This window comes from Streptacidiphilus sp. PB12-B1b, assembly GCF_014084125.1.
Classification (GTDB): domain Bacteria; phylum Actinomycetota; class Actinomycetes; order Streptomycetales; family Streptomycetaceae; genus Streptacidiphilus.
Map to the genome: position 1 here is coordinate 3,042,892 of NZ_CP048405.1, position 11,770 is coordinate 3,054,661.

11 protein-coding genes are annotated in these 11,770 nt (G+C 76.1%); 2 read left to right on the forward strand and 9 right to left on the reverse strand.

The window, feature by feature from the left end; genetic code table 11:
* Positions 1–3 precede the first annotated feature (3 nt).
* Positions 4–891 carry an NAD-dependent protein deacetylase gene (locus GXW83_RS13775; protein ID WP_182443359.1) on the forward strand — a complete coding sequence of 296 codons (888 nt, stop codon included), beginning with the start codon at positions 4–6 and terminating at the stop codon, positions 889–891.
* A 21-nt stretch (positions 892–912) separates the two neighbouring features.
* Here the strand turns inward: GXW83_RS13775 and GXW83_RS13780 are convergent, their stop codons facing one another.
* The 6 genes from GXW83_RS13780 to GXW83_RS13805 form a co-directional block, all read right to left on the reverse strand.
* A complete protein-coding gene (locus GXW83_RS13780) occupies positions 913–3,777 on the reverse strand; it encodes a BTAD domain-containing putative transcriptional regulator (protein WP_182443360.1) in 2,865 nt (954 codons plus the stop codon).
* A 126-nt stretch (positions 3,778–3,903) separates the two neighbouring features.
* The gene (locus GXW83_RS13785; protein WP_182443361.1) at positions 3,904–4,356 is read right to left on the reverse strand and encodes a hypothetical protein; all 453 of its coding nucleotides are present in this window, start codon (positions 4,354–4,356) and stop codon (positions 3,904–3,906) included.
* Positions 4,357–4,401: 45 nt separating this feature from the next.
* On the reverse strand, positions 4,402–5,127 hold the full coding sequence (locus GXW83_RS13790; protein ID WP_182443362.1) for a C40 family peptidase: 726 nt from the start codon (positions 5,125–5,127) through the stop codon (positions 4,402–4,404).
* A 64-nt stretch (positions 5,128–5,191) separates the two neighbouring features.
* Positions 5,192–6,268, reverse strand: coding sequence for an MAB_1171c family putative transporter (locus GXW83_RS13795; RefSeq protein ID WP_182443363.1), 1,077 nt, complete (start codon positions 6,266–6,268; stop codon positions 5,192–5,194).
* Positions 6,261–6,794, reverse strand: a complete 534-nt coding sequence (locus GXW83_RS13800; RefSeq protein ID WP_182443364.1) for a ParH-like protein — start codon at positions 6,792–6,794, stop codon at positions 6,261–6,263. Before GXW83_RS13800 ends, GXW83_RS13795 begins: the two co-directional genes overlap by 8 nt.
* Positions 6,795–6,833: 39 nt before the next feature.
* Positions 6,834–7,271: an XRE family transcriptional regulator gene (locus GXW83_RS13805; RefSeq protein ID WP_225446963.1), complete on the reverse strand. Its 438-nt coding sequence runs from the start codon at positions 7,269–7,271 to the stop codon at positions 6,834–6,836.
* Positions 7,272–7,467: 196 nt separating this feature from the next.
* Here GXW83_RS13805 and GXW83_RS13810 point away from each other — a divergent pair, with 196 nt between their 5' ends.
* Positions 7,468–8,319, forward strand: a complete 852-nt coding sequence (locus GXW83_RS13810; RefSeq protein WP_182443365.1) for an LLM class F420-dependent oxidoreductase — start codon at positions 7,468–7,470, stop codon at positions 8,317–8,319.
* Between the two features lie 15 nt (positions 8,320–8,334).
* On the opposite strand, the gene GXW83_RS13815 is transcribed toward GXW83_RS13810, so the two are convergent.
* The 3 genes from GXW83_RS13815 to GXW83_RS13825 form a co-directional block, all read right to left on the reverse strand.
* On the reverse strand, positions 8,335–9,207 hold the full coding sequence (locus tag GXW83_RS13815) for a hypothetical protein (RefSeq protein ID WP_182443366.1): 873 nt from the start codon (positions 9,205–9,207) through the stop codon (positions 8,335–8,337).
* 271 nt (positions 9,208–9,478) lie between these two features.
* Positions 9,479–11,236, reverse strand: coding sequence for a hypothetical protein (locus GXW83_RS13820; protein ID WP_182443367.1), 1,758 nt, complete (start codon positions 11,234–11,236; stop codon positions 9,479–9,481).
* A gap of 48 nt (positions 11,237–11,284) precedes the next feature.
* Positions 11,285–11,752: a hypothetical protein gene (locus tag GXW83_RS13825; RefSeq protein WP_182443368.1), complete on the reverse strand. Its 468-nt coding sequence runs from the start codon at positions 11,750–11,752 to the stop codon at positions 11,285–11,287.
* Positions 11,753–11,770 lie beyond the last annotated feature (18 nt).

The following is an 11,770-nucleotide window of genomic DNA, read 5'->3' on the forward strand; positions in this document are numbered from 1 at the left end:
CGTATGCGCATGCGTCCGATGATCGACTGGCAGGCCGGCGACGCACACGCGCGGCGGGACGGCAGTCCGGAGGAGGTCGGCCGGCTGCTCGCCGGGCGCGGCGTGGTGGTGCTCAGCGGCGCCGGGCTGTCCACCGAGTCCGGCATCCCCGACTACCGCGGCGCCACCGGCAGCCTGCGCCGCCACACCCCGATGACCTACCAGGACTTCGTCGCCGGCGAGGAGGGCCGCCGCCGCTACTGGGCCCGCAGCCACGTCGGCTGGCGCACCATCGCCCGGGCCCGGCCCAACGACGGGCACCGGGCGGTCGAGGCGCTGCGCCGCTCCGGCCACGTCTCCGGCGTGATCACCCAGAACGTGGACGGCCTGCACCGCGCGGTCGGCACCCACGACGCGGTGGAGCTCCACGGCGGCCTGGACCGGGTGATCTGCCTCCAGTGCGGACGCACCAGCAGCCGCGAGGAGCTGGACCGGCGGCTGCACGCCGCCAACGGCCCGCTCGGCGCCGGGGCGGGCCTGCGGACCAACCCGGACGGCGACGTGGAGCTGCCCGAGGAACTGGTCGAGCGGTTCCGGGTCGTGCCCTGCGAGGCCTGCGGCGGCATCCTCAAGCCGGACGTGGTCTTCTTCGGTGAGAACGTCCCCCAGCCCCGGGTGCAGCAGTGCTACGCGCTGGTGGACTCCGCGAGCGCGCTGCTGGTCCTCGGCTCCTCGCTGACGGTCATGTCCGGCCTGCGCTTCGTGCGCCGCGCGGCCGGGAACGGCATCCCCGTCGCCATCGTCAACCAGGGCCCGACCCGCGGCGACCGGTACGCCTCGGTGACCGTCGACCTGCCGCTGGGCGCGGCGCTGACCCGCCTGGCCGCCGAACTGGCGCAGCCGGACCGGTGACCCGCCGCCGTCAGCGGGCGGTCAGCGGGTTGGGAGCGGGCGCCCGGTGCGCACCCGGGCCCGCACCCGGCCCGCGTCCGGGTGCCGGATGTCCTGCAGGATCGGCAGCGCGCGCCTCCGCAGCTCGGCGGCGGCCGGATGCTCGCCCAGCGCCTCGTGCGCGTCCGCCAGCGCCGCCAGCGTCTCGCCGACGTAGTGGCGGTCGCCCAGGCGCTGGAAGATGCCCAGGGCGCTGCGGTGGGCAGCGAGGGCCTCGGCGTACCTGCCCGAGCCGTGCTGGGCCAGGCCGATGCTGTACCAGGTCTCGGCCTGCCCGAACGGGTTGTCGGAGCGCCGGTAGAGGGACAGGGCCAGGCCGCACAGGGTGAGGGCCTTCTCGCAGCAGCCGGTGTGCGTGTGGCAGCGGCCGACGGTGTTCAGCGCGCCCGCGTAGGCGTCCGGATCGGGGGAGTCGCGCAGCATCCGCAGCGCCAGCGCGGCCTCGGCCATGGCGTCGCCGTGCTTGCCCTGCATGTCCAGGACCCAGGCGGAGCCCTGGTGGCAGACGCCCCGGCTCAGCGGCCGCCCCAGGGCCTGGAACGTCCTGGCGGCGGACTGGAAGCAGTCGTGCGCCTGCTGGTACTCGCCCATGCGGCCGTAGCCGTAGCCCAGGGTGCGCTCGGTCAGCGCCTGGGCGAACCGGTCGTCCAGGCGGCAGGCGGCGTCGAAGGCCGTCCGCTGGACGCGGGCCAGCGAGTGCCAGTGCGCGCTGTGGGCGAGGAAGCCGGTGGCGCAGTAGCCGAGCTGCCAGGCGTGCCGGTCCAGGCCCGCGCCGACGGCCTGGTCGACGGCGGCGGCCAGCACCGTCCGGTGGGCCCGGCCCCAGGCGTCCGCCTCCTGCGCGTCGGCCGGACGCTCCAGCAGCACCCCCGGCGCCGGGGCGGGCAGGTCGAGCGCGGTCACCGGCCGGTGCAGCATCCGCAGCGCCCGGTAGGCGGTGTGCAGGTAGTGGTCCAGGATGCGGTGCTCCGCCGCCCGGCGCGCGCCGTCCGACTCGGTGCGCTCGGCCAGCTCCTCGGCGTAGCTGCGCACCAGGTCGTGGGCGGTGTACCGGCCCGGCAGGGACTCCTCGACCAGGTGCGCGCGGGCCAGCTCGGCCAGGGCCGCCCCGGCGTCCAGCAGCGGCGTCCCGGCCAGGCTGGCGGCGGCCGCCACCGAGGTGTGCGGGCCCGGCAGCAGCCCCAGCAGCCGGAACAGCCGCGCGGCCGGGGCCGACAGCCGGGCCAGCGACCAGGAGAAGACCGTCCGCAGATCCGTCGCCGCGTCCCCGGTCTCCAGCGCCCGCAGCCGCTGACCGGCGTCGCGCAACTGCCCCGCCAGCGCGTTCAGCGGATGCCCCGGCCGGGCCGCGACCCGGGCCGCGACGATGCCCACTGCCAGCGGCAGCCCCGAGCACGCCGCCAGCAGCTGCTCCGACGCCTCCGGCTCCGCCGCCACCCGGGCCGCGCCGATCCGGTGCACCATCAGCTCCCGGGACTCCGCCGCCGCCAGCGGCCTCAGCGGGACCACCGCGGCGCCCTCGCCCGCCGCCAGCCCGGTGAGATCGGTGCGGCTGGTCACCAGCACCGCGCAGGCGGAACTCCCCGGCAGCAGCGGACGCACCTGGTCGTCGTCGCGCGCGTTGTCCAGCACCACCAGCATCCGCCGGCCCGCCAGCAGGCTCCGGTACAGGGCGGCCTGCGCCTGCAGGTCGACCGGGCGCTGCGCGGAGCCGACACCCAGTGCGTCCAGCAGACCGCACAGCGCCTCGGCCGGGGCCATCGGGGAGCAGGACGGATCGAAACCGCGCAGGTTCACGTACAGCTGCCCGTCCGGGAAGTGCCCGGCCGCCCGCTGCGCCCAGTGGACGGCCAGCGCGGTCTTGCCGGTGGCGGCCAGGCCGCAGACGGCGGCGATCGGCGGCGCGGTGCGCGCGGACCCGCCCGGCCGCTCCCCGGCCGGGGTCAGCTGCGCGTCGAGTATGCGCAGCTCGGCCGCGCGGCCGACGAAGTACGGCACGGCGGAGGGCAGCTGGCGCGGCGTCGGGGTGCCCGGCGCGGGTACGGCCACGGGCGCGGACGCGGACGCCGGGGCCGGGTCGGGCGGACGGACGGCGGGTGCGGACGCGGCCGTGCCCCGGTCGAGGTCCAGCGCCGGATCGTGCCGCAGTATCCGCTGGTGCAGGCGTTGCAGCTCCGGGCCCGGATCCGCGCCCAGTTCGTCCGCCAGGGTGGTGCGGGCGCGTTGGAAGGCGGCCAGGGCGTCGGCGGGACGGCCGCTGCGGTACAGCGCCAGCATCAGCTGCCCGTGGAAGCCCTCGGCCAGCGGGTGGCGCCGGGTCAGCGCCCGCAGCTCGGGCAGCGCGGCGGCGTGCAGTCCCAGCTGCAGCGTCGCCTGGACGTGGTCCTGCACCGCCTGCAGCCGCAGCTCCTCCAGCCGCTGGCGCTCGGCCGGATCCAGCGCCGGGCGCTCGACGTCGGCGACCGGATCGCCGCGCCACAGCCCCAGCGCCTCAGCCAGGGTGTCCCGGCCGGAGGCCCACTGGTGGGCGGCGAGCGCCTGCCGGCCCCGCCGGCACAGGTCGGTGAACACCTGGAGGTCCAGCTCGCCGCTCTCCACCTCCAGCAGGTAGCCGTCCGTGACGGTGCGCAGCCGGGCCGCGCGGTCCGGCCCCAGGCGGCGGCGCAGCCGCAGGACGAAGTTGTGCACCGAGGCCCGGGCGGACGCCGGCGGCCGGTCGCCCCACAGGACGTCGGCGAGGGCAGTGACGCTCACCGTGCGGTCGGCGTTGAGCAGCAGCACCGCCAGCACGGTGCGCGGCAGCACCGCCGAGACGCGCTGGACGGAGCCGTTCTGGTGGAGCGTCACGTCCCCCAGTAAGCCGTAACGGATCGATTCCGGCATGATCCCCCCGATCTGCCAGTGCTGCGGGTCGGCCACCCGCCGTTCGTCTGCATGGTAACCGCTGCCCCCGTCGGCGCGGCCCCGGATTTTTCAGGCGCAGATCCAGCAGTAGAGCCGGAGTCCGCGCGTGACCGCGCGCCCGGCCAGCGCGGACAGCTGCTCCAGGAAGCCGCCCAGCTCCCCGGCGTCGGGCGGCGAGTGGAAGGCGCCCTCGGTGGCGGCCCAAGCGGCGCCGACGCCGCGCAGCGACGCCGCGTCGGCGGCAGCCAGCGCGTCCCGGAAGGCGTCCGTGAGCGACACGACCACCAGGTCGCCGCCCTCGGATATGCCGACCAGGCCGCCGTGCCGTGGCTGCGACCGGATCTCCTCGGCCGGAAGGCCGGTCACCAGCGCCTCGGCGGGCAGCAGTTCGACCGTCGGGCCGATGCCCTTGGTCTCCACCTGGTCGTAGCCCGAGCCGCTGGGCTCGTCGTCGTCCCGGACGACGGCCCGGAGCGCGTCGTCGTCGTCAACAGCAGCGAAGTAGCCGTAGAGAACACCCATGGGCACAGCCTTGCACCCGCCACTGACAACGCGTCCGGCGGAGGGTCAGCCGCGCGCGTGCTCCCGCGCCCGCCGGAGCAGGACGGCCGGCTGCCGCAGGGCCGGGCGGTCGTGGCGCCGGACCGGCGCGCTGCGCAGCAGGCCGCCCGGCACCTGGAGCGGCACCGGACGGGCTGCGGCCACCAGCTGCGGCCCCCACAGCGGGTCGTGGGCCACGTCGGGCAGGACGGTCACCACCGTCCCGGTGTGCTCGGCATGGATCATCGCGCCGTTGCCCGCGTAGATGCCGACGTGGTGCACCGGCCCGCCCCGGCCGGCGAAGAACAGCAGGTCGCCCGGGATGACCTGGTCCAGCGGGATGCGTCGGCCGACCGCCAGCTGGGCCACGCTGTAGTGCGGCAGCGCCACCGCACCCTCGGTGGCCTGGTACCAGGCGTAGCGGGCCAGCCCGCTGCAGTCGAAGCCGACGGTGTGGTCGGCCATGCAGACGCCGTCCAGGTAGCCGTTGACGCCGTCGCAGAAACCGAGGGTCGGCCCGTCGAAGCTGCCGCCGCCCCACGCGTACGGCGTGCCCAGCCGATCCAGTGCCGCCACCACCACCCGTTCGCCGGTGATCCGCTCGGCCGTGGTCGCCACCGCGGCGGACCGGGCAGGGGCCGCCGTCGCGGCCGGACCGGCCAGCAGGACCAGCGGGAACAGCAGGGCGAGCACCGGGGCGACGGTACGGACCAGCGAGGACCGGCGGAGGCGCGGCGCGGACGAGGTGATCACCCGTCGATTGGACACCGCCCCCGGGCGTGCGGCGGGTTCCGACTCGCCGCCCCGCGCGGGTTCGTCAGACCGGCGTACGGCCGGTGCGGCGCAGGGCGGCCGCCGCCCGCAGCAGGCTGTCGGTCTCCGCCTCCAGGCTCGCCGGCTCGGCGCCGCCGCCCGCGCGGTGGCCGCCCGGCACCGCCGGAACGGCCTGCGCCGCACCGCCCGGCGGCCGGGCCCGCTGCCCGTCGCGGATCTCGATGACCCGGCGGTAGAGCGCGAACTGGGCGTCCCGGGGCGGCAGCCAGGCCAGCCAGCGGGGCGAGGGCGCGCGCAGCGCGATGTCCGGCAGGGAGTCGTAGGAGGCCCGCCACAGCGGCCCCAGGGCGAGGTACCGCCGGTAGTCCGTCAACCACCGCCCCGCGCGCCGGAACACCGGCGGCCACAGGCTGACCGTGCCCCCGCACACGGCCAGCGCGATGCAGGCCAGCCCCAGCACTCCGGAGACCAGGTCCTCCCCGCCGTTCTGGACGCCGCTGCGCAGGATGTCCACCACGTCGTCCACGCCCCAGGCCGCCCAGACCGCGCCGACGACCGCGCTCGCCTTCAGCACCGCCAGGCCCTGCCGCAGCTGGCACGGCGCCATGGCCCGGGCACAGCGGTCCAGGGCGAGCACGAAGACCGCCAGGCAGAAGCAGGTGTATCCGGCGGTCAGCGCGTCATGGCCGGCCAGCAGCAGCCGACCGGCTGCCCCGTTCACCGCCTCGGCGTTGCCCACCTCGCTGGTGCGGGCGAGCAGGAACAGCAGGGCCGAGACCACGATCGGCCACCGGCTGCGCCCGGTCCGGCGCGGTGCGCGCCGCGCAGCCAGGCCCGGGGTCGCGGTCGGCAGGGCGTCGGCCAGCAGCGCCAGCGAGCGGACCGCCGCCATCCGCAGCAGATCGCCCAGCAGCACCCCGGAGTTGCCGACCGGGGAGGCGCGGTCCAGCAGCGCCACCGTGGCCGGAGCGGACACCACCATGGCGGCCGCCTGGGTCAGCGCGAACCAGGTGCCGTGCCGGACCGTCAGGGCGATGCCCGCATGCCTGGCCACGACGAAGCGCGAGGCCCCGAGCAGCGCCACCATCAGGGCCGACGCGAAGACCAGGGTGTCATCCACGGTCGCCGCCGGGCGGCCCGAGGCCGAGCAGGCCGCGCAGCGGCAGGCTCTGCGCCTCCGGCAGCACCGGCTCCGGCGCGGCGCTTCGGGCCCGGCACAGGATCAGCGACGCCAGCAGCTCGGCCTCCTGCTCCTGGGGCTGCGAGTAGACGGTCCGGCCCAGCACCCGGTTGATCAGGGCCGGCGGCAGCTGCGGCAGCAGCCCGGCCGCCTCGACCCCGGTGGCCAGGGGCGCCGTGTGGTGCCCGCAGAGCAGGTGCGCGATCTCGTGCAGCAGGATGTGCTGCTGGTGCAGCGGCGAGGTGTCGTCCGCATAGAGGATGTAGTCGACGTCGTCGGTGGTGGCCAGCAGTCCGCAGGGAGCGTGCGGCCGGGTGGCCATCGGGATGACGTCGATCCGCCGTCCGCGTTCGGCGGCCACCGCCTCGATGAACCGGTCCAGGTCGAAGGGGACCGGCAGCGGCAGCGCGTCGGCCAGGCGGCGGCACCGGCGGCGCAGCTGCCGGTACCCGCGATCGCCCCGCACCCGCGTCTCCTCCCACCGGCCGGCGTCAGCCCGGCCGGGCTACTCCGCTGCGGCCTGCGGGGGCTGGCGCCGCAGCGCCTCGCGCCGACCGATAATGTCGATCAGCTCACTGACCGTGTCAAGGGCCTCGGGGGAGAGGTTGACCGCGCGCAGGGCGACGCTGCGCACACCGGCGTCGCGCAGGGCGCCCAGCAGCCGCAGCTGGTCGGCGATCTCGGCGGCCTGGTCGTCGTCGAAGAAGTACGCGGGCGGCACCTGGAAGAACCCGGCCAGCGCTTCGAGGTGCCGCTTGGTCGGGTTGTCCCGGCGGCCGCTGCGCAGCTGCCACAGGTACGTCGCCGAGAAGCTCTCGCCGGTCGCCTCCCGGCAGGCCCGGGCGGCCTCCTCGTTGCTGTACGGCGTGCCGTCCGGACGGTGCACCACGTCGAACAGCCGGTCGATCTTCTGTGCCAGCGACAGCGGACCCACGGCGTCCACCAACCCCCTCCAGCCCGGTGCAGCGCGGATGAACGGCTGACACACCCGGACGAGTCTAGCCACTCGCCGCCGATCCCGGCCGGGGCGGCCCCGATCGGCCGCACCGGGGAACAACACCCGGGCCGGCGGCGGTTGTCGGCCTTGCCGGCTGTCCGAGCCGGAGCGTGTCGGGTGCGACGTGTGGAAGGAGCGGGCCATGGGTGCAGGCGTCGGTGCGGAGCGGGGCACGGTCGGCGTATGGCGGCACGGCGGCGGGCTGACGCCCGGGCTGGCGGTGGAGCTGGAGCGCCTCGGCTACGGCAGGATCTGGATCGGCGGCTCGCCCTCCGGCGACCTCCAGGGGGCCGAGCAACTCCTGGACGCCACCTCGACCATCGGCCTGGCCACCGGGATCGTCAACATCTGGCAGGACGACGCGGTCACCGTCGCCGCCTCGTTCCGGAGGCTGGAGGAGCGCCACCCGGGGCGGTTCCTGCTCGGCATCGGCGCGGGCCACCGCGAGGCGATCGGCGACCGGTACGTCCGCCCCTACGACGCCCTGGTCGAGTACCTGGACGTGCTGGACGCCGAGGGCGTGCCGCAGCAGCGGCGGGTGCTGGCCGCGCTCGGCCCGCGGGTGCTGCGGCTGGCCGGCGAACGGGCCGGCGGCGCCCACCCGTACCTGGTCACCCCGGAGCACACCCGGCAGGCCCGGACGGCCCTGGGCCCGGGCCGGCTGCTGGCCCCGGAGCAGAAGGTGGTCCTGGAGGCCGACCCCCAGCGGGCCCGGGCCGTCGCCCGGCCCCGGGTCGCCTCGCCCTACCTGCAACTGGCCAACTACACCGGCAACCTGCGCCGCCTCGGCTGGAGCGAGGCGGATCTGGCGGGGGAGGGCAGCGACGCCCTCGTCGACGCGCTCGTCGCGCACGGCACCACCGAGCAGGCGGCGCTGGGCGTCCGGGCCCACCTCGACGCCGGGGCCGACGAGGTCGCCGTGCAACTCCTCACCGCCGAGGACGCCCCGGCCGAGCCCGGGTTCCGGGCCCTGGCCGAGGCGCTCTGGGGCTGACCCTCCGGCGCGCGGTCAGTCGTACTGCCGGGCCATGGCGCCGACCTGCGCGGCATCCGCGACCACCGGCCCGCCGTCGACCGGTCCGGCGGCGTCGGCCGGGCGCTGGATGTCGCTGCGGGTGACGGTCACATACCCGACCAGGAGGATGATCACCACGGACGCGGCGGCGGCGACCGTGCCGTCGCCGTAGCCCAGTCCGCCGATCGAGGCGGGCTTGCCGGCGTAGTCGGCGAAGGACGCCCCCAGCGGCCGGGTGACCACGTAGGCGAACCAGAACGCCGGCACCGGGTTCATCCGCAGCTTCCACCAGGCCGCCAGCGGCACCGCAATGAGGACCAGGAAGGCCAGCCCGGAGTCGCGGAAGCCCAGGTCCAGTGTGGTCGCGGAGAAGTCCCCGAGCGCGGTGCCCAGGGCGAACGTCGCCAGCACCGTGCACCAGTAGTAGACCTCGCGGCGGCGGGTGGTGATGCTGTGGATCGACAGCGTCCCCTCACTGCGGTGCCACAGCACCAGGACGGCGGCGAGGAACAGCGCGTACAGGGCCGTCGTGGCGTAGTAGGGCAGGCCGAGCACCACATGCAGGCCGTCGGCGGCCATGGTGCCGAAGACGGCCACCATCACCGCGGCGAACCAGTACACGGCGGCGACATAGCGCCGGGTGCGGAACTGCAGCCACAGCGCGAAGCCGAAACCGCCCACGCCGACCAGGCCCGCCACCGCCGCGTTGCCGTTCGCCAGGAAGTCGGACGTCGCCTCGCCCATGCCGGTGGTCAGGATCTTGATGACCCAGAAGAGTGCGGTGATCTCCGGGACCTTCGCGGCCAGCGGCTCGCGCCTCGACCTCGACCTCGCCCTCGCCCTCGACGGATTGACCGAACCTGGCATGACGTCCTCTCGTACGGCTGGTGCTGCGGCTGCCGCGGACCGCACCCCCCGCGCCGGCGGCTGCCGCCGACGGCCGAGGCGGAACCGTCCACACCGTCCACACCGCCACCCTGGCCAACCGCCCCCCGGCGGCGCGTCCGCCTGCTGCAGCGACCGCGCCTACTGCGCCCGCAGTAGGCTGCGGCCACCGGTACGTCCAGCGCAGCACGGGCGGATCGGCCTCGGGTAGCGCCCGGTCCGTCGGCGGTCGGCCCCGGCCGTGCTGCGCGGCTCAGGAGGCGGCCTGCATGTGCGCCTGCGTGATGACGCCCCCGACCACGGTGTAGGTGCCGGTGAACTGCTTCACGCTGCCGTCGGCCTGCGTGGCTGTCAGATCGACGTCGGCCACCGTGGGGCTCTCGTCCTGAATGATCGCGTCGTCGTGGACGGTGCCGGACAGGCCGGAGACGAAGGTGGCGTAGTCGCTGTTCAGGTTCTTGGCGCCCAACTGCCATGCCTGCTGGTAGTCGTGGCTGTTGATCGCGGCGAAGTACGCATCGAGCACGGCGGCGGGCGTGCCCGCCGAGGGGGAGGACGAGACGGTGGGCGAGGGCGAGGCGGACGCCGAGGGGCTCCCGGTGAGGCCGGTGGGCGCGGCCGGTTGCGGGAGCGCGGCGGAGACGCTCACCGGCGGCGCGGCCTGCGGCGTCCGGTGCGGGCCGGTGTGCCCGCCGTGGCCGTTCAGCAGCGTGAACGAGAGCACGCCGCCCGCTGCAGCGGCCACCACGATCGCGGCGGGCAGCCACATTCCGCGCCGCCTGCCGCGCCCCGGCGGGACGTCGGGCGGCCCGTCCCGGTACGGGGCCGGCAGGTCGGAGAGCGCCGTGTGCAGCAGCCCGGCCGAGCCGCCGGGCGCGGCCACGTCCGGGACCGCGGGGACCGGGGCGAACGGAAAGGCGTGCAGGGGCTGGGTCTCGGCCGTGTCCTCGGCCTGCGGTGCGGCGGTGAGCGGTGCGGCCTTCCCCAGCACCACCGTCGCGGCTCCGGCTTCGAGGGCGGGCTCGGGCGCCTGTACGGGGGGCGTCGGGCGGAGGAGGGCCACTGTCCGGCCGTCGGTGTCACTGTCGGTGGCGTCGGTCGGGGAGGCGAGCGCCGCCGCGGTCGTGGCTCTGCCCATCAGCGCGGCGGCTGCCAGGGTGGCTGCGGCCAGCGCCGCCGCCGGGTCGACCGTCGGCCCGTCGCCGCCCGCCGGTGCGGTGCGCGGTGCGGGCACGGTGAGCGGGCCGGGCGGCGTCTGCGTGGGGCCGAGTCTGGACTCGGCGTCGTCCGCCGCTATCAGTGCCCCCAGCACCGCCGCCGTGTCCGGCCGGTCGGTGACGAAGGCGGTCAGCCCCAGCGACCGCCTCACCCGCGTGGCCGCGCCGGGGAGCCGTGCCGCGTCGCCGGTCAGGTAGACCGCCGCCAGCTCGCCCGTGCGCAGCCGGGCCTGTTCCACCAGCGCCGCCAGCTCCGACACGATCCGGGCCCGTGCGGCTTCCTGGGCAGCTTCCTCGGCGGCCGGGCCCTCGCCGGTGGACGGCAGCGCCGGGGAGGTGCCCTGGAACACCGGTGTCGGCCCGGCGGCGGTGTTGCGGACCAGGGCCACCGCCACCGACCCCGGCCGGGCGTCGTAGACGGCGACGCAGGTGGACTCCGGCAGCGCCAGCCGGGCCCGGAAGTAGCGGGCCAAAGCCGTCGGCGCCGCCACGAAGACGGGCGGGGGCAGATCGGCGGCCAGCGCCTGGCGGCGCGCCGCCTCGAACTGCGCCTCGTCCCAGCCCAGCGGATGCACCACGGCCACCCGGCCGGGCCCGCCGCCGCCGTGCCGGGCCGCCCCGGACTCGGCGGCGCACCGCAGCAAAGCGCCCAGCCGCTCCGCCTCCCCGGCGGCCGGGTCGGGTGGCGCGGTCCGGAATCCGGACACGTCCACCGGCTTCAACCGGCCGTCCGCACCGGCGGCGGCGCAGGGCAGCGCGGCGGTCGGATCGACCGCGAGTTCCCAGCGTGTCATCGCTTCTGTCCCCCCTCGTGCGTTCGGTGCCTGTCGGCTCGGCCGGGCTCAGCCGCCGAACAGCTTCAGCACCACGGCCTGCAACTGGGCCAGTGAGCCGACCAGCGCCGTCGCCGTCGTCGCCAGGGCCCCGCCGCCGGAGGCCACGGACGTCACGGCGGCCAGCGCGTCCACCACCATCGACACCCGGCGGCGGATGACGCCGGCCCCGGGGGAGTCCTTCCCGGTCTCGGCCTCGACGCGGGCGAGGTGCTCCTCGGCGTCCTCGGCGTCCTCCTCCGCGATCGCGTCGGGGGCGTCGGCGCGCAGCCGGGTCAGGGACTGGCGCACCTCCTCCAGCACGGCTCTGAGATCCGCCAGGGTCACCTCCTCCGGCAGCGTGGAGGGGCTGGCCGGGGCGATGGTCTGCACGATCCGGTTGTTCGAACCGGCGGCCATGTTGCCGTTGTTGGGCGAGTTCTGGTTGACGATGCCGGACTGGTTGGTCCAGTTCGGTTCGGGCGCGTCGGCGTGCACGGAGTCCCCCTCCGGTCG

Bases quoted from the DNA above. Each gene is read 5' to 3' on its own strand.
- GXW83_RS13775 (WP_182443359.1), top strand. From the start codon at position 4: ATGCGCATGCGTCCGATGATCGACTGGCAGGCCGGCGACGCACACGCG.
- GXW83_RS13785 (WP_182443361.1), bottom strand. From the start codon at position 4,356: ATGGGTGTTCTCTACGGCTACTTCGCTGCTGTTGACGACGACGACGCG.
- GXW83_RS13815 (WP_182443366.1), bottom strand. From the start codon at position 9,207: ATGCCAGGTTCGGTCAATCCGTCGAGGGCGAGGGCGAGGTCGAGGTCG.
- GXW83_RS13820 (WP_182443367.1), bottom strand. From the start codon at position 11,236: ATGACACGCTGGGAACTCGCGGTCGATCCGACCGCCGCGCTGCCCTGC.
- GXW83_RS13810 (WP_182443365.1), top strand. From the start codon at position 7,468: ATGGGTGCAGGCGTCGGTGCGGAGCGGGGCACGGTCGGCGTATGGCGG.